Consider the following 16,390-nt stretch of genomic DNA (forward strand, 5'->3'; position numbering starts at 1 on the left):
CACGAAGGCGTGGAGGGGAGGATTGCCTAGACGAACGCGGCTTCGATGACGGCTTCGCGGAGCCGATCCATGCCGAGGCCGCCTTCGCTCGACGTCGCGATGACTTCGGGATGGGCGGCAGGGTGCTTGCGGGCCTCGGCCTCGACCGCGGCCTGGACCGCGGCGAGCTCGGTCGCCTTCACCTTGTCCGCCTTGGTGAGGACGATCCGGTAGCTGACCGCGGCGGTATCGAGCATTTCGATGATCTCGCGGTCGATCTCCTTGATGCCGTGGCGGCTGTCGACCAGCAGCAGGGCGCGCTTCAGCACCTGGCGGCCGCGTAGATAGTCGTTGACCAGGTACCGCCAGCGCCGGGCGACGTCCTTGGGCGCCTTGGCGAAGCCGTAGCCGGGCATGTCGACCAGCCGCATCACCGGCGGCGCGCCGACGTCGAAGAAGTTCAGTTCCTGCGTGCGCCCCGGCGTGTTCGAAGTGCGCGCGAGGCCCGTCCGGTTGGTGAGCCGGTTGATCAGCGACGACTTGCCGACGTTGGATCGGCCCGCAAAGGCAATCTCCGGAAGCGACGGATCGGGCAGGAACTTGAGCTCCGGCGCCGATTTCAGAAAGGAAATCGGCCCGGAGAAGAGGCGCCGCGCCTCACGCGCGAGCGCCTCCTGCTGTTCTTCGTCGCTCACCGCGCCTTCGGCTTGCGCCGCCCGCGCGGCTCGCCGCCTTCCTTGGCCAGCGACGGCGCCGGCGACGGCGAGGGCGTCGTCGGGCCCGCGGGCTTCATCCGCATCTCGGGATGGCGGAAATAGAGCCATTGCTGCTGGGCGATCGACAGGATGTTGTTGGTCGCCCAGTAGAGCTGAAGCCCGGCCGCGAACGGCGCCATCACGACCATCAGGATCCACGGCATCAGCCCGAAGATCTGGCGCTGCACCGGGTCCGGCATCGGCGGGTTGAGCTTCTGCTGGAACCACATGGTGACTCCGACCAGGATCGGCAGGATGCCGATCAGGAGGAAGCTCGGCGGCGTGAACGGCAGGAATCCGAACAGGTTGACCGGAGTCAGCGGGTCGGGCGCCGCGAGATCCTTGACCCACAGCTCCCAGGGCTGGTGGCGCATCTCGACCGCGACGATCAGCACCTTGTAGAGCGCGTAGAAGATCGGGATCTGGATCAGGATCGGCAGGCAGCCCGCGGCCGGATTCGCCTTCTCTTCGCGATAGAGGCGGAGCATCTCCTCCTGGAGCTTGGGCTTGTCATCCTGGTAGCGCTCCTGGAGCGCCTGGATCTTGGGCTGGAGCGCCCGCATCTTGCCCATCGACTGGAACTGCTTCTGGGCGATCGGGAACAGGATCAGGCGGACGATCACGACGAGAGCGATGATCGCCCAGCCGAAATTGCCGATGATCCCGAACAGCCACAGCAGCAGGCCGAAGATCGGCCGCATGAACCATTCGAACCAGCCCCAGTCGATCGCCTTGTCGAGCGACGTGCCGAGCTGCTCCTGATAGGTTTCCAGGACCTGAACTTCCTTGGCGCCGGCGAACAGGTGGCTGGTCACGAAGCGGCCACGGCCGGGCGCGACGACGGTGCCTTGCCCGGCGACGTCAGCCTGGAAGCTGTCGATGGTGCCGAAGTAGCGGAAGCCCGCATCGACGGCGATATTCTGAGCGGGGATGAGGGCCGACAGCCAGTATTTGTCGGAGAAGCCGACCCAGCCGCCGGTGGTCGAGAAGCGGCGCTGGCCGTCCTGGACGAGGTCGGGATAATTGTTCTCGTAATCGGCAGCGCCGTTGAACACGCCGACCGGGCCGACGTGCATGGTCCAGCTGTCGGGATCCGGCGACGCGCCGATGCGGTTGACCAGCTGGAACGGGCTCACTGCGACCGGCGCGGCGCTCGCGTTGATGACGTGCTGCTCGGCGGTGAACAGGTAGTTCTCGTCGACGCTGAGGCGGATCTCGAAACGCTGGCCGGCGCCGTTGTTCCAGCTCAGGGTGACCGGGGTGGCCGGGGTCAGGCGCTGGCCGCTCGCCTGCCACACAGTCGTCTGGTCCGGCACGCGGACATTCTGCCCCTGCCAGCCGAAATGAGCGAAATAGGCCTGTTCGGTGCCTTCGGGCGAATAGAGCCGGACCGGCGCCGAATCGGCCGCCATCGTCTCGGTGTGGCGGGTGAGGACGAGGTCGTCGATGCGGGCGCCTCGGAGGTTGATCGAGCCCCTGAGGCTCGGAGTCTCGATCGCGATTCGGGGCGTCTCGCGAAGCACCACGGCGCGGTCGCGGATCGTGCGCGGGGTTTCCGGGGTGCCGGTCGGCAGGCTTGCCGGCTGCTGCTGAGCGACGACGCGGCCGTCCTCGACCCTGGTCGAGGGCTGCTCGGCGGTCGGAAAGAACCGCTCGGAGATCAGGCTCCAGCCCAACAGCACGAGCACCGACAGGGCGATCGCAACGATCAGGTTCTTGTTATCGGTCACTCAAGCGTCCTTGGCGGAAAAGGTCAGGGCACCGGATCCGGTCCGGAGCCGCCCCAGGGATGGCAGCGCGCGAGGCGCTTGGCCGCAAGCCAGCTCCCCTTGAGCGCCCCATAGCGCCGAAGCGCGGTGATTGCATAGGCCGAGCAGGACGGCTGGTAGCGGCACGACGGCGGCAGCACCCGCGAAGGCCCCAGCTGCCAGCCGCGGGCGACCAGGATGAGGAGTTTCGCGATCACTGCTTCGGCCTCTCGACGGAGCGGTTCGCCAACTTCGAAAGCGCCTTGCGGAATTCGGATTCGAGCAGGGCATAGTCGCGCTCGATCCCGCTCGGCCGGCCGATCAGGACGTGGTCGGCGCCGGCGATGCCGGCTTCGGGCAGCACCTTGCGGGCGAGCTCGCGAAAGCGCCGCTTCATGCGGTTGCGCACCACCGCGCCGCCGACCTTGCCGGAGACGGTGATGCCGATTCGCTTGAGTGGGTCGCCGTCGCCGCGGGGGCGCACCAGCAGGACGAATCCCGGCATCGGCGCGCGCAGCCCATTGTTGGCGGCGAGATAGTCCGCCCGCCGCGTTACCCGGGCGAGCGCCGTCCTGGCCTTTAGGCCGACAGCTTCTTGCGGCCGCGGGCGCGGCGCGCGTTCAGGACCTTGCGGCCGCCCACCGTCGCCATGCGGGACCGGAAACCGTGCCGGCGCGCCCGAACGAGATTGCTCGGCTGGAAGGTGCGCTTCATCGCTCATGCCTCGAAATAAATGATCTGAAACAAAAGAGCCGCCCCGGAGGCGGCCATCTGCCGGGTGCCCATAGGCAAAGCCGGGGTCCAAGTCAACGATCCTGCGCCGGTTCCGCCGTCGCCTTGTCGCGCTCGGCCCGGCGGCGCTGACTGGGACGGCGCATGCTCCAGTCGGCCCAGGCGCCCTTATTGGGGTGGCGACGCTTGAAGCGGGCATATTGGCGCTTCGCCCAGCGGCTGTTCTTGAGCATCAGCCCGGCGCCCGCTGCGAAGACGACGACTCCGCCCGGGCCCGGCACGATGCCGACCAGCGGCGACACGATCACGAGCAGGACTCCGGTCCAGAACAGCAGCGGCCGAAGCCATCGCGAGCTCCCCTGACGCCTGGTCAGCGGGATGCCGGTCTCCTTGTCCCTCTCCATGAATCGGCATGTGGGGTGGCCGCGCCCGGCTGTCACCCCCGCGCCAGTCTGTGGACATATCAATCACTTCGCTCCAGAACGGTGCCGAAACGGAAAACGGGCGAGGGGGACACATGGTCGCGCATGTGGGCACGGTCGCGTTCCTTGGCCTCGAGGCTCGGGCCGTCGAGGTCCAGGTCCAGGTCGCACCCGGCCTTCCCAAATTCCTGGTCGTCGGCTTGCCCGACAAGGCCGCGGCGGAAGGGCGCGAGCGGGTTCATGCGGCCTTGAGCGCGATCGGCCTGTCGCTTCCGCCCAAGCGCATCACCGTCAACCTGTCGCCCGCGGACCTGCCCAAGGAGGGATCGCATTACGACCTGCCGATCGCGCTCGGCCTGCTCGCCGCGATGGGCGCGGTCGATGCCGAGACGCTCGCCGGTTACGTGGCTGTCGGCGAACTGAGCCTCGACGGCCGAATCGCGCCGACTCCGGGCGTCCTTCTCGCCGCGCTTCACGCCTCGTCGCGCCAGCTCGGCCTTATCTGCCCCGCCGACCAGGGCGCCGAGGCCGCCTGGGCTGGAGAGGTCGAGGTGGTCGCGGCGCCCGACCTCATCGCTCTGCTCAATCATCTCCGCGGCGGCGCGGTGCTGAGCCCGCCGCAAGCCGGGGAAGTGGCGCCGTGGCGCAACGGCCTTTGCCTCAGCCAGGTCAAGGGCCAGGAGACCGCCAAGCGCGCCCTCGAGATCGCTGCGGCGGGCGGCCACAATCTGCTGATGAGCGGGCCGCCAGGGGCCGGCAAGTCGCTGCTCGCGGCGTGCCTGCCCGGCATCCTACCCGAATTGACGCCGGCCGAGGCCCTGGAAGTGTCGATGGTCGCGAGCGTCGCCGGGACGCTGGAGGGCGGCCGGCTGACCCGCGCTCGGCCGTTTCGCGCGCCGCATCACAGTGCCTCGATGGCCGCGCTTGTCGGCGGCGGCCTCAAGGCGCGGCCGGGCGAGGTCAGCCTCGCCCATCTCGGCGTGCTGTTCCTCGACGAATTGCCCGAATTCCAGCGCCCGGTGCTCGACAGCCTTCGCCAGCCTCTCGAGACCGGCACCGTCCAGATCGCCCGCGCCAATGCGCACGTCACCTTCCCGGCGAGGGTCCAGCTCGTCGCGGCGATGAACCCGTGCCGGTGCGGCCATCTCGGCGACGCCGCGCTCGCCTGCAGCCGCGCGCCGCGCTGCGCCGCCGACTATCAGGCGAAGGTGTCGGGGCCGCTGCTCGACCGAATCGACCTCCATGTCGAGGTGCAGGCGGTCGCCGCGGCCGATCTCGTGCTGCCGCCGCCGAGCGAAGGCTCGGCCGAGGTCGCCGCACGCGTCGCCGCCGCCCGCGACCTCCAGACCGCGCGCTACGAAGGCCACGGCGTTCGCACCAACGCCGAGGCCGACGGCGCCTTGCTCGACGACGTCGCCACGCCCGACGAGCCCGGCCGCCGATTGCTTGCCCAGGCTGCCGAGGCGATGCGGCTGACGGCGCGCGGCTACCACCGCGTCATGCGCGTCGCGCGCACCATCGCCGACCTCGCGGGAAGCGAAAGCGTGGGACGGGTGCATGTGGCGGAAGCGCTCAGCTACCGCCGCCAGGTGCCGCGAAACTGATTATTGGCTTTCCGCCGTTTTTTCCGGCCGGCTTGCGAGAGGAGCGGGGTGGCCGCGCTTCCTTTGGGGAGCGGAGCGCGGTCGTCTCCGGCTTCAATTCGAGTGAAATGTCGTCACCTCCGGCGCGGAGGTAGGCGAGGTAGAGGTTGCAGGAGCGTATATGATCCTGGAAGTCGGCCTCGCTTTTCACCTCGGCGCCGCGGCTCCAGAAGAGCAGCATTCTGATGCGTTGCTTGAATAGGAGGCTCATCTGATCCGAGGATCGATCCAGGTTGCGGCGGCTCTCCAGCCATATCTTCAGCGAGGTTGCGGTAATCGCCGCCGGAAGGACACCGCCAATTGCCGTTACGATTCCGGCGGTCAGATCGGTTTGATCGAAGAACAGCACTATTCCTCCAACAACCAAAATCGTTACCGCAGAAAAGAACATAACAATAATGGTAGCAATAGAATGTCGATTGAGATCGTTTTGAAACGCAGTTTTCCAGAAATCCTCATAGAGGCAAATATTGTCTCTGAGAGCGATACCGTACTTAGACTCAACAAGATCTCCAAATGAGCGATCAGCTTTGTCGTTCCGACCATGTATTACGTCTGCAATCGTTCGATTGGCATTTATTCGAGCGATGGCAAATCTGCTCATCCAAAAAGCTAATGTTATAACTGTGGTAACTGATAGAAATATATAGAACAGCTTAGCGTTGTCAGGTTCTGTTTCTGTGTAAACAGCGCTCGTGATGAAGATCGCAAGAATAGTCGACGATATGAAAGTCGTCACGAGGTAGCGGTTTAATGATCCTACCAGAAGATGCCTCATATTCAGGCCCACCAGTTCTTGATCACGTTGTGGATTTCTCGAATGTACTTCCCACCGGTTGAAGCGATAAGGGCGAGCGGCGAGGAGTTGTCGATGCATTGGCGCTGGAGCTCGCCGGTGAGATTGTAGACCCTGCGATAGGATGTAGCCGCAAGGCGCTCCTGCCGAATGAGCGCTTCGACAACTGGGCCATTACGCGTAAGCGAATCGACCCAGGAACGCAGCTTGTCGCTCGGCTGTCCATCCGGGCTTCGGTTCGCAGCCGGCGCCACAATTGCTCGCTCTCTGCGATGGGCGGCGCGCTGCCGGTGAAGTTCCCGTTCGACACCCCTCATGCCACGATGCGCGGCGTCGACCTGAGTTAGCGCCGCCCTTCGGCGGTTATTTGCGGGACAGTCGAGCAGGCGCCTTCGAAGCGCTTGCCACTCGCTCCAGGCCGCGTCGACTGATCCCCGAGCTTCGCGGAGCTTGTCGTCACGGGCACGATGCTCGCTGCGCGCTTGCTGCAAAGAAGCGAGGAGGGCGGCTCGCGTCTGCTGCGCAAAACCGGGTGATGCTGGGTAAATCAAGCTTAAGACGAACGCGCCGGCGGCCACAGCCACCGGCAAACGGCTTCGCTGGCGTCGCGAACCCCTCGCACCAAATAACGTTCGCAAAGCAGCCCCCTGCGTTACGAGTCGTAGGCTCCCAGAATGAAGCACAAGTTATGAAAGCTCAAGCCAGTAGTTGACGGGGCGTTCACGATAAGAGAAATTGCGTGTTTGCGGCTTCTTCCAATCGTCCGCAACGTCGTTATTTAGCCTTGTTGTCAGTCGGTGTGGTCCCCGGTAGATCCACGTCGGGGAGGTCGACGTCGGGTGCTTCGACATCGACCTTAATGTCGGTCTTGTCGGCGCCATCGAAGCTGCCGCCGAACACCAGGAAGGCAACCACGGCCAGGACCACGAGCAGCAGCACCGCTGCGATCAGGCCGCCGCCGCCGCTTCGCTCGCCCGTGTTGATGACGGTGGTGCTGTGGCGTTCCACCACCGGCTCCTCACGGATCACTTCGCGCTCACGTTCGTCCATGGTGCACCCTGTTGCGACTCCAACCGATGCGAATGAACGTGGCGCGGTCCGGCGCGTTCCGCGCAACGCCACAAGAAGAGGGTTAACCTGGCGAGCCCGTGAGAGATTCATCTCACGGGAGCCACCTTCGCGGTCGCCGGACTCCGATCCACGGAGGGTCGGCGCGCCCGGCCTATTCGGGTAGGAAGTCGGGCACCGACAGATAGCGCTCGCCGGTGTCGTAGTTGAACCCGAGGATGCGCTTGCCGGCGCCGAACTCGGCGAGCTTCTGCTTGATCGCCGAGAGAGTCGCTCCGGAGCTGATGCCGACCAGCATGCCTTCCTCGCGCGCGGCGCGGCGGGCCATTTCCTTGGCGTCGTCCGGGGCGACCTGGATGACTCCGTCGAGCAGCTCGGTGTTCATGATCGCCGGGACGAAGCCGGCGCCGATGCCCTGGATCGGGTGCGGGCCGGGATCGCCGCCGGAGAGGACCGGCGACAGCGTCGGCTCGACCGCGAACACCTCAAGGTTCGGCCATTCCTTCTTCAGAACCTCGGCGCAGGCGGTGATGTGGCCGCCGGTGCCGACTCCGGTGACCAGAACGTCGATCGGCGAGTCGCGGAAGTCGGCCAGGATTTCCTGCGCGGTGGTGCGGCGATGGATCTCGAGATTGGCCGGATTCTCGAACTGCTGCGGCATCCAGCTGTTCGCAGTCTGCTCGACCAGCTCCTGGGCGCGGGCGATTGCGCCTTTCATGCCCTTCTCCTTCGGCGTCAGGTCGAAGGTGGCGCCGTAGGCGAGCATCAGTCGGCGGCGCTCGATGCTCATGCTCTCCGGCATGACCAGGACGAGCTTGTAGCCCTTAACCGCGGCGACCATGGCGAGGCCGATGCCGGTGTTGCCGCTGGTCGGCTCGATGATCACGCCGCCGGGCTTCAGCTTGCCGGAAGCCTCGGCATCCTCGATCATCGACAAAGCGATGCGGTCCTTGATCGACGCGCCCGGATTGGAACGCTCCGACTTGATCCACACTTCGGCATCGCCGAACAGGCGGTTGAGTCGGATGTGCGGGGTGTTGCCGATCGTGGCGAGGATGTTCGCAGCCTTCATGTGCCTTCAGTCTCCACGTGCGAACGGGGCCCGCCGCTCCCTCTGCTGCGACCGCGCTCGGACGGGAGGCCTATAATGCGGCTTGCGGGGAGGGTGAAGTGACCCTGAAGCTTTACGATCGTCCCCAAGCGTTCGTTTCGGCCGAATGCGCCGCCATCCTGGCTATCGCCGATGCGCGGAGCGGGCGGCCGGCGCCGGTCACCGGCTATGACGGCGAGACGGTCGATCCGGCGCACCGCCGGGCGACGACGACGCTGATCGGGCAGGACCCGGAAAGCCAATGGCTGTTCGCTCGGCTCGATGCCCTGTTCGCGGATGCGGGGGATGCGCTCGGATTGCCGGTCGATGCGCTGAGCGAGCCGATGCAGATCGTGCGCTACGGCGTCGGCGACCATTTCCAGCTGTGGCATTCGGACGCCGGCCACGATCTCCACGAGCGCCGCCGGCTTTCGGCATCGATCGAGCTCAGCGATCCGGCGGATTATGCGGGCGGGCTGCTCGAGATCATGCCGATGCGGATGATGCCGGGAGCATCGCCGGGGCAGGGGCATGCCACCATCTTCCCGTCGCGCGCGCTCCATCATGTCACGCCGGTGACCCGCGGGGTGCGTCACGCCCTGGTGGCGTGGACCGGGCTAGACGCCGCCTGAGGCGACCGGCGCCTTCTCCGGCACCGCCTCGGCCGGCACGTCGAAGGTGCGCGCGCGCCTGAGCTCGGGGAACAGCCTCGCCCACAGCAAGGTGACGGCGACCGCGCCGATGCCGCCGGCGACGACCGCCGCGACCGGGCCGATCAGCGCCGCGCTGAAGCCGCTTCGCGCCTCGCCGAGCTCGTTCGACGCGGAGATTGCGAGGGTCGAGGCGGCGCTGACCCGTCCGCGCATCTCGTCGGGCGTATAGAGCTGGATCAGCGACTGGCGGATATAGACCGAGAACATGTCGGCCGCGCCGAGCAGGGCGAGCATCGCCAGCGACAGCGGCAGCCAGGTCGACAGCCCGAACAGGGCCGTCGCGATTCCGAACACGACGACCGCGGCGAGCATCTTGGCGCCGACATTGGTCCGGATCGGGCGAAACGAGAAATAGAGTGCGGTGAGGGTCGCGCCGAGGGCAGGGGCGGCGCGAAGGGGGCCGAGGCCCTCCGGGCCGACCTGCAGGATGTCGCGGGCATAGACCGGCAGCATCGCGGTGGCGCCGCCGAGCAGGACGGCGAACAGGTCGAGCGTGATCGCACCGAGCACGAGACGGTTGTTGCGGACATAGGACAGGCCGTCGATCATCTGTCGCCACGGCGGTCCGGTGCTGGTGATGACCGAGCGCGGCACCGGCCGAATCGCGAACATGCAGATGGTCGCGAAGCCGAACAGGACCGTGCTCACCAGATAGGCGAGCCAGGGGATGACGTCGTAGAGGATGCCACCCAATGCCGGTCCGACGATCGCTCCGGCCTGCCACGCCATCGAGCTCATCGCGATCGCCTTGGGCAGGATCTCCCTTGGGACGAGATTGGGGGCGAGCGCGCCGAGCGCGGGGCCGGCGAAGGCGCGGGCGACTCCGAGAAGGGCGGCGACCCCGAACAGGGTCGGCAGGTCGATCGTGCCCGCCCAGGTCGTCCAGCCGAGGATTGCCGCGCACAGCATCTCGAGCGCGAGAACGGCGCGGGCGATGTGGCGGCGGTCGAGCCGGTCGGCGGTCCAGCCGCTGACCAGGGTGAGCAGGAACAAAGGCGCGAACTGGACGACTCCGACCAGGCCGAGCTGGAAGGCGGCGTCGCGGACGTCCATCGTCTCGCGGGCGATGTCGTAGACCTGCCAGCCGATGACGATGACCATGCCCATCTGGGCGACGGTCGAGGTCAGCCGGGCAATCCAGTAGAGGCGGTAGTGGCGGATCGCGAAGGGGGAGGAGGAAGCCACCGGCGAGGGATTAGGGGGGAGGATCGATGGGGGCAACACCGCTCCCCTCGCGGCTTCGTGGAGGGGTTGGGGGGGCTTCCTGCAGCACCGAAGGAAGAGCCACCCCCGCCCTTCGCCCCTCCAGCAAGCGCTGGAGGGGCGTGGGATCAGTAAGCGTCCTCGCGTTGCCGCGTCTGCGACGTGTCGCCGCCTTCACCGAGGAATTCGAGCAGGTCGGCGGTCAGCCGCTCGCGGTGCGATGCGAACACCCCGTGCGGCGCACCGTCATATTCGATCAGCCGGGCATGCGGGATTGCCGCGGCGGCGGCGCGTCCGGTGGCGTCGATCGGGACGGTGGCGTCGTCGGTGCCGTGGACGATCAAGGTCGGCAGGTTGAAGGCGCGCAGATCGTCGCGGAAATCGGTGGTCGCGAAAGCCTGAGCCGCTGCCAGGGTGGGGCGGAGGCCCGCCATCATTGCCTGGCGCCAGCTGTCCTCGATCACGCCGTTGCTGACCGGCTGCGAGATCATTCCGACGCCGTAGAAGCTTCGGAAGAAGGTCTGGAAGAAGGCGGCGCGGTCGTCGCGCATCTCCCCGGCCATCTCGTCGAACACGGCCGGGGGCACGCCATTGGGATTGTCGTCGGTGCGCGGCAGGTAGGGCACGACCGAGCTGATCAGCGCGGCGCGGTCGATGCGTGCGCCGCCATGCCTCGCGAGGTAGCGCGCGACCTCGCCGCCGCCCATCGAGAAGCCGACCAGCGCGACTCCGTCGCCGACGCCGGTTGCGTCGAGCACCGCGGCGAGATCGTCTGCGAAGGTATCGTAATCATAGCCGTCCCAGGGCTCGTCGGAGCGGCCGAAGCCGCGCCGGTCATAGGCAATGACTCGATGGCCCGCCTCGACGAGGGGCACCGCGACCGGATCCCAGCTATCCGCCGACAGCGGCCAGCCGTGGATCAGGACGACCGGGCGGCCGTGGCCCCAATCCTTGAGGTAGAGCCTGGTACCGTCGCGAGCGGTGGCATGGGGCATGAGAGTCTCCCTTGCGGAGCGGTGGAAAGGAAGGGCAGGGATCCCGCTCCCTCCTCAACTCGAAACGCGCACGCAGGTTGCTCAACCCGTCCCGTGATCGGCGACGTCAGGCGGGCAGCTTGAACAGTTCGGCGGTGATCGCGCCACTGTCCTTGTCCACCCGCTGCGGCGAGGGGCTGTCGCAGATCACCAGGATCTCGTCGTCGCTCCACAGCGCCAGCCCCTCGGGATGGTCGCAGCCGCGGCCGAAGGGCAGCTCGACGATGCGCTCCGGCCGGTGGAGCCGGACCTTGGTCGCGTCGTGCGGCGGGTCGTTGGCCCAGTCGCGCCAGCGGTAGAGCGCCACCGGCCCGCTCAGCCCGGTGGTCGGACCGGCGAGGATGATGAGGTCGTCCTTGCACTTTTTGAGGTCGCGGATGCCGAGCCCTTCCATCGCCAGCAGCCGCTTGTAGGGTGTCCCGGCGAGCTTGAGCCGGCCATCGTCGCGCGCTTCGACGACCAGCTCGAGCAGAACGGCGTGGGTGGCGATCACGGGTCCGCGCAGCCCCAAAGCGACGCGGTTGCCGCTTACCGCGAGCCCCTCGACGTCGAGGCCGCCCTCCTTGGCGGGGATTCGGGTGAAGGGCGCGATCAGCGGGTCCTTCCGGAGCTTCTTCATCAGCGCGTTGCCGTGCTTGTTCTGCTTGAGCATTCCGGCGCGGCGGTCGCCGTCCTCGCGCACCGGAGCCCAGCCGGACTTGGTCCGCACCAGCGGCAGGCGCGCGAGCAGGCAGCGCGGGCGGGTGTCTTTGAGGTCGGCGAGCATGTCGAGGTCGATGGTCTCGCCTTCGAACTTCTCCGGCTTGCGGCGGGTGCGGGCATGGCTGCCGACCGTCCACAGCCAGCCATCGTCGGCGGCGAGCCCTTCGAGGTCGGCCTCCTCGTCCGGCTCCTTGAGGTCCAGCAGGTCCTTGAGCAGGAACGTCGTGTGGTTGCCCCACGCGCCGTCCTTGAGGGTCAGGCGGTCGATGCAGCACGCTTCGTCGGCGGCAACGAACAGGGTGTCGTCGACCCGCGTTCCTGCCGAAATGTTGGTGAGACCGTCATGATCCTTGGTGCCGCCGAAGCGCAGGGCGACGCGGTCGATCGCCTTCGCGGGCGGCCCCCACGCGGTCCAGACGTTGGCGGCCATTCTCTCTCTCCGGCTGCTTTGTCGGGGGAGGGGGTGCCATCGCGGCGAGGGAACCGCAACCGCCGCCCTGCGCTTATTCCGGTTAAGTCGGAGGTGTAACATGCGTAAACTGCTTCTTACGGCCGGTGTCCTGGCCATGTCGGTGGCGACCGCGAATGCGGCGAAACCGGGAGAAAATCGCGGTGGAGGCGCCCGCGCCGAACAGCCGCGGGGCGGCGGCGAACGCGGCCCGGGCGGCCGTGCCGAGAACCGCCGCGGCGGCAACGATCGCGCCCAGCGCGGCGGCGAACGCCGCGAAATGAGGATGGCGCAGCGCGAAAACCGTCGCGAAAATCGCGCGGAGCGTCGCGAAAACCGCGGCGAGCAGCGCGCCGACCGGCGCGAGGACCGTGGCGAGCGCCGTGTGGAACGGCGTGACGACCGGCGGGAGCGCCGGGTGGAACGTCGCGGCGACCGGTTCGAGCGGGGCGACGATCGCCGCGAAGCGCGCGCCGATCGGCGTGACGACCGCATCGACCGCCGTGGCGATCGCGCCGAGCGCCGCGCCGAGCGCCGCGCGGTGGTGCTTCGCGACGCTCGCCAGGTGCAGCGCCTTCGCTTCGACCGCGGCGTCGGCTTGATCGACGGCTGCCCGCCGGGCCTCGCCCGCCGCAACAACGGCTGCATGCCGCCGGGTCAGCTGCGCCAGCGTCAGCGGGCCTGGTACAACAATTGGTGGGACCGTCGGGATGATGCCGCCGATTTCGTCTATGACGACGGCTATCTGTACCGGCTCGCGCCGAGCGGCGCGGTCGCCGGCTTCGTGCCGCTGCTGGGCGGCGCGCTGTGGCCGGGTCAGACCTGGCCGACCCAGTACAACGCCTATGACGTGCCGGATTATTATGCCGACTATTACGGCTTTGACGATCCCTATGACTACCGGCTCGCCGACGGCGTGATCTATGGGCTCGACCCGCAGACCCAGGCGATCCAGTCGATCCTGGCGCTGGTCACCGACAATGACTGGCAGATCGGCCAGCAGATGCCGGACGGCTATGGCGTGTACAACGTGCCTTACGCCTTCCGCGACCAGTATTTCGACACGGCCGACAGCTGGTACCGCTATGACGACGGCTACGTCTATCAGGTCGATCCGACGACGCAGCTGATCCAGGCGGCCATCCAGCTGATCACCTAAGGGAGAGTCTATGAGAAAGAGCGCATTGGTGCTCACGGCGGCGGCCTGCCTGGCCGCCGCCGGCTGTTCCGACAGCGGCAATCAGGCGGCAGGCAACGGGCAGGGCAACGCCTCCGCCAATGCCAGCGTGGCTCCGAGCGAGGGGACGATCGTCACCGCGCTTCGCGGCAATTCGGACCTCGGCGCGACCGCCGCCTTGGTCGACAGCGCCGGCCTGGCCAGCGTGCTCGAAGGAGTCGGGCCGTACACGATCTTCGCCCCGACCGACGCCGCGCTTCAAAGCGGGCTTGGCGAGCAGCATTTGGGTGAGCTGCGCGGCGAGGCGATGCGGCCGCAGGCCGCGGCGCTGCTTCGAGCCCATATCGTCCCCGGCGTGCTCACCCGGCGCGACATCGTCGCCGCGATCGAGGCCGCGCACAACGAGCCGGTGGAGATGCGCACCATGGCGGACACGATGCTCACCTTCGCGCGCGACGGTGAGGCGATCCTGGTCAGCACACCCGACGGCGCCCGCGCGCGCCTGACCGGCGAGGAGAGCGCAGTCGGCAACGGTGTCGTGCAGCCGATCGAGGGCATGCTCCGGCGGGCGGAGGCGCAACCCGGTTAGCGCCGGCTAAGGTAACCCCCCGTTAACCAGAAGCTTTGCCGGCTTCTCAACCTCGATTGTCCAAACCCCTGTGAGAAAAGGCGACAGGCCTTTGCCTCAGGCAGGTGCACGATGACAGGCATGAGCTGGCTCAAAAGGCTGATCCGCTGCGAGCGGGGAAATACGTTGATCGTGGTCGCGGCGGCCGCGCCGCTGCTCATCGGCGCGTCGGCGATCGGGGTCGACACGATCCAGGTCGCGCTCGCCAAGCGCCAGCTGCAGCGCAGCGCGGACTCGGCGGCGATGGCGGGCGCCTATGCGGTGATGCAGAATGGCGGCGCCTCGACGGCGGTCACCCGCGACCTCACCCACAACAACCGGATCACGCTCGCCGGCACGCCGACGGTCGAGAATGCGCCGACCACCGGCGCCTTCGCCGGCAATGCCCGGGCGGTGCGCGTGGTGCTGCGCGCCAACCGGTCGGTGCCGTTCATGTCCTTCTTCACCGGCTCCACCATGGCGGTGGAAGTCGAGGCGACGGCCGCCGCCGTGCCGGACGGCGTCTATTGCGTGGTCTCGCTGGAAAGCACGTCCGCGACCGGGGTCAGCTTCGGCGGCAACACCACCACCGATCTCGGCTGCGGAGTCGCGACCAACTCGACCGGCCCGTCGGCGATCGCCGTCAACGGCAGCCCGACGATCATGGCCAGCCCGATCGCCGCGGTGGGCGGCGTCCCGCCCGCGTCGCGCTTCGGCACGGGCTCGGTGACCTTGCCCTACAGCCCGCCGCAGCCGGATCCGTTCGCCAGCCTGCCGCCGGCGGAGATCCCGCCGGCGCTGGCGTCGTCCTGTCCTTCGGTGAGCGTAAGTCCAAACGACAATACGACGCTGAGCCCAGGCTGCTTTAGCGGCATGGATCTCAAAGGTACCGTGACGCTCAACCCCGGCGTCTATTACATCAATGGCTCGTCGCTGAGCTTCGGTTCGCAGGCGAACGTGACCGGCACGGGCGTGACCTTCGTCCTGACCAGCACCACTGCGTCGACGAGCCCGTCCTCCATCGCGCAGATCGATATGAACGGCGGCGCCCAGCTCAACCTCACGGCACCGTCGACCGGAACCTATGCGGGCGTGCTCGTCTATCAACACCGCAACGCGCCGCTGACCAACCAGCATATCAACGGCAATTCGAGCTCGCGGATCGACGGCGCCTTCTACATGCCGTCCACCGAAATCACCTTCAACGGCAATGCCGGGATGCAGGTGCAGTGCCTCCGGCTGGTGGGCCGCCGGGTGAACTTCTCGGGCAACGCCAATCTGACGAACACCTGTCCGGCCAACTCGCCGACCCGCGGCTTCAACGGCCTGATGGTCCGGCTGGTGGGATGATGGCGCGCGTTCCCGCAACCCTGCAGGGGCTGAGCCGCGACCGCCGCGGCGCCAGCATCTTGGAGCTGGGCCTGGTCCTGCCCGTCATCATGGTGGTGCTGCTCGGCCTGATCGACGTCGCCAGCCTCTATTCGGCCAGGATGTCGCTCCAGCAGGCCGCGGCGCGCGCGCTCGAGCGGGTGCAGGTCGGCAATTCGCGCAGCGACTTCGCCTTCGTTCGCACCGAGGCCGCCACCGCGGCCGGGGTGAATGAGTCGCAGGTAACCGTCGAGACATGGCTCGAATGCAACCAAGTGCGCCAGCCGGCGTCGACGAGCGATTGCGCCACCGGCCAGCAGCGCGCGCGCTACGTCCAGGTCACGATCGCGTCGACCTACGATTCCTATTTCCGCTACAGCCCGCTCGGCGCCCGCAATGCCAACGGCAACGTGCCGATGACGGCCCAATCGTCGGTGAGGTACCAATGATGCGCCGCGCGAAGATGCTCCGGCGCGACAGGCGCGGCGCCTCGGCGATCGAGTTCGCGCTGGTCGTGCCGTTCCTCGTCATGGTCATCGTCGGAATCGCGCAGATGGGCCGGGTCTATCTCGCCAATGCCGGCCTCCGCAGCCTGGTCGCCGACAGCGCCCGCTTCGCGAGCATTTCGCCGCGGCCGACCGACGACGCGATCAAGGCGCGGCTGCGCACCGGTGGGTTCGGCCTCGAATCGGGCAATCTGGGCGAGCCGGTCGTGACCTATGGCGCCGAGAACGGCGCCAACTGGGCCCAGATCGACATGACCTATTCGATCCAGCTGGACTTCATCTTCTGGCGTCCGGCACCGACCCAGTTGGTCGAGCAGCGCCGGGTGTTCATCTACCCCGCAACCTGACCGCGCGCGGCGGCTTCTCATCCATCGAGCGGCTGGATCGGCGCGCGGCCGG

At 67.4% G+C, this 16,390-nt stretch carries 20 protein-coding genes; 8 read left to right on the plus strand and 12 right to left on the minus strand.

Annotated features, from left to right (window positions below; genetic code table 11):
• Window positions 1-26: 26 nt before the first annotated feature.
• The 6 genes from yihA to G7B71_RS03220 all read right to left on the minus strand — a co-directional run bounded on the left by yihA (window position 27) and on the right by G7B71_RS03220 (window position 3,618).
• Window positions 27-674 (minus strand): ribosome biogenesis GTP-binding protein YihA/YsxC, encoded by a 648-nt coding sequence (gene yihA / locus G7B71_RS03195; RefSeq protein WP_166037758.1) that lies wholly within the window; start codon window positions 672-674, stop codon window positions 27-29.
• A complete protein-coding gene (yidC, locus tag G7B71_RS03200; protein ID WP_166037830.1) occupies window positions 671-2,464 on the minus strand; it encodes a membrane protein insertase YidC in 1,794 nt (597 codons plus the stop codon). The genes yihA and yidC overlap by 4 nt, the downstream gene beginning before the upstream one ends.
• 23 nt (window positions 2,465-2,487) lie before the next feature.
• Entirely contained in the window at window positions 2,488-2,700 is a 213-nt protein-coding gene (yidD, locus tag G7B71_RS03205; RefSeq protein WP_166037832.1) for a membrane protein insertion efficiency factor YidD, read from the minus strand.
• Window positions 2,697-2,987, minus strand: a complete 291-nt coding sequence (gene rnpA, locus G7B71_RS03210; protein ID WP_243406075.1) for a ribonuclease P protein component — start codon at window positions 2,985-2,987, stop codon at window positions 2,697-2,699. The genes yidD and rnpA overlap by 4 nt, the downstream gene beginning before the upstream one ends.
• A gap of 74 nt (window positions 2,988-3,061) precedes the next feature.
• The gene (rpmH, locus tag G7B71_RS03215; RefSeq protein WP_166037930.1) at window positions 3,062-3,196 is read right to left on the minus strand and encodes a 50S ribosomal protein L34; all 135 of its coding nucleotides are present in this window, start codon (window positions 3,194-3,196) and stop codon (window positions 3,062-3,064) included.
• Window positions 3,197-3,288: 92 nt separating this feature from the next.
• On the minus strand, window positions 3,289-3,618 hold the full coding sequence (locus G7B71_RS03220; RefSeq protein WP_166037833.1) for a hypothetical protein: 330 nt from the start codon (window positions 3,616-3,618) through the stop codon (window positions 3,289-3,291).
• Between the two features lie 113 nt (window positions 3,619-3,731).
• Here G7B71_RS03220 and G7B71_RS03225 point away from each other — a divergent pair, with 113 nt between their 5' ends.
• Window positions 3,732-5,240: a YifB family Mg chelatase-like AAA ATPase gene (locus G7B71_RS03225; RefSeq protein ID WP_166037835.1), complete on the plus strand. Its 1,509-nt coding sequence runs from the start codon at window positions 3,732-3,734 to the stop codon at window positions 5,238-5,240.
• Here G7B71_RS03225 and G7B71_RS03230 read toward each other — a convergent pair.
• The gene (locus G7B71_RS03230; protein WP_166037837.1) at window positions 5,209-6,156 is read right to left on the minus strand and encodes a hypothetical protein; all 948 of its coding nucleotides are present in this window, start codon (window positions 6,154-6,156) and stop codon (window positions 5,209-5,211) included. The two genes, G7B71_RS03225 and G7B71_RS03230, sit on opposite strands and share 32 nt — an antisense overlap.
• Between G7B71_RS03230 and G7B71_RS03235 the strand changes: the two genes are divergently transcribed.
• Complete coding sequence (locus tag G7B71_RS03235) at window positions 6,156-6,422, plus strand: hypothetical protein (protein ID WP_166037839.1); 267 nt, start codon at window positions 6,156-6,158, stop codon at window positions 6,420-6,422. The two genes, G7B71_RS03230 and G7B71_RS03235, sit on opposite strands and share 1 nt — an antisense overlap.
• A gap of 427 nt (window positions 6,423-6,849) precedes the next feature.
• Here G7B71_RS03235 and G7B71_RS03240 read toward each other — a convergent pair whose 3' ends face one another.
• Both G7B71_RS03240 and cysK read right to left on the minus strand, forming a co-directional pair.
• The gene (locus G7B71_RS03240; protein WP_166037841.1) at window positions 6,850-7,125 is read right to left on the minus strand and encodes a hypothetical protein; all 276 of its coding nucleotides are present in this window, start codon (window positions 7,123-7,125) and stop codon (window positions 6,850-6,852) included.
• Window positions 7,126-7,297: 172 nt separating this feature from the next.
• Window positions 7,298-8,215: a cysteine synthase A gene (cysK, locus tag G7B71_RS03245; protein WP_166037843.1), complete on the minus strand. Its 918-nt coding sequence runs from the start codon at window positions 8,213-8,215 to the stop codon at window positions 7,298-7,300.
• Between the two features lie 98 nt (window positions 8,216-8,313).
• Between cysK and G7B71_RS03250 the strand changes: the two genes are divergently transcribed.
• The gene (locus tag G7B71_RS03250) at window positions 8,314-8,865 is read left to right on the plus strand and encodes a 2OG-Fe(II) oxygenase (RefSeq protein WP_166037845.1); all 552 of its coding nucleotides are present in this window, start codon (window positions 8,314-8,316) and stop codon (window positions 8,863-8,865) included.
• On the opposite strand, the gene G7B71_RS03255 is transcribed toward G7B71_RS03250, so the two are convergent.
• The 3 genes from G7B71_RS03255 to G7B71_RS03265 all read right to left on the minus strand — a co-directional run bounded on the left by G7B71_RS03255 (window position 8,851) and on the right by G7B71_RS03265 (window position 12,315).
• Window positions 8,851-10,131 carry an MFS transporter gene (locus tag G7B71_RS03255; protein WP_166037847.1) on the minus strand — a complete coding sequence of 427 codons (1,281 nt, stop codon included), beginning with the start codon at window positions 10,129-10,131 and terminating at the stop codon, window positions 8,851-8,853. The two genes, G7B71_RS03250 and G7B71_RS03255, sit on opposite strands and share 15 nt — an antisense overlap.
• 146 nt (window positions 10,132-10,277) lie before the next feature.
• Complete coding sequence (locus G7B71_RS03260; RefSeq protein WP_166037849.1) at window positions 10,278-11,144, minus strand: alpha/beta hydrolase; 867 nt, start codon at window positions 11,142-11,144, stop codon at window positions 10,278-10,280.
• 106 nt (window positions 11,145-11,250) lie between these two features.
• The gene (locus G7B71_RS03265; RefSeq protein ID WP_166037851.1) at window positions 11,251-12,315 is read right to left on the minus strand and encodes a DUF3616 domain-containing protein; all 1,065 of its coding nucleotides are present in this window, start codon (window positions 12,313-12,315) and stop codon (window positions 11,251-11,253) included.
• Between the two features lie 100 nt (window positions 12,316-12,415).
• On the opposite strand from G7B71_RS03265, the gene G7B71_RS03270 reads away from it, so the two are divergent.
• The 5 genes from G7B71_RS03270 to G7B71_RS03290 all read left to right on the plus strand — a co-directional run bounded on the left by G7B71_RS03270 (window position 12,416) and on the right by G7B71_RS03290 (window position 16,338).
• A complete protein-coding gene (locus tag G7B71_RS03270) occupies window positions 12,416-13,492 on the plus strand; it encodes a hypothetical protein (RefSeq protein ID WP_166037853.1) in 1,077 nt (358 codons plus the stop codon).
• Window positions 13,493-13,502: 10 nt separating this feature from the next.
• On the plus strand, window positions 13,503-14,099 hold the full coding sequence (locus G7B71_RS03275; RefSeq protein WP_166037855.1) for a fasciclin domain-containing protein: 597 nt from the start codon (window positions 13,503-13,505) through the stop codon (window positions 14,097-14,099).
• A 120-nt stretch (window positions 14,100-14,219) separates the two neighbouring features.
• Window positions 14,220-15,467 (plus strand): Tad domain-containing protein, encoded by a 1,248-nt coding sequence (locus tag G7B71_RS03280; protein ID WP_166037857.1) that lies wholly within the window; start codon window positions 14,220-14,222, stop codon window positions 15,465-15,467.
• The gene (locus G7B71_RS03285; protein ID WP_166037858.1) at window positions 15,467-15,934 is read left to right on the plus strand and encodes a TadE family protein; all 468 of its coding nucleotides are present in this window, start codon (window positions 15,467-15,469) and stop codon (window positions 15,932-15,934) included. Before G7B71_RS03280 ends, G7B71_RS03285 begins: the two co-directional genes overlap by 1 nt.
• The gene (locus G7B71_RS03290; RefSeq protein ID WP_166037861.1) at window positions 15,931-16,338 is read left to right on the plus strand and encodes a TadE/TadG family type IV pilus assembly protein; all 408 of its coding nucleotides are present in this window, start codon (window positions 15,931-15,933) and stop codon (window positions 16,336-16,338) included. Before G7B71_RS03285 ends, G7B71_RS03290 begins: the two co-directional genes overlap by 4 nt.
• Window positions 16,339-16,390: the final 52 nt, after the last annotated feature.

Origin of the sequence: Sphingosinicella sp. YJ22 (genome assembly GCF_011320075.1) — a bacterium.
In the GTDB taxonomy this organism is placed as follows: domain Bacteria; phylum Pseudomonadota; class Alphaproteobacteria; order Sphingomonadales; family Sphingomonadaceae; genus Allosphingosinicella.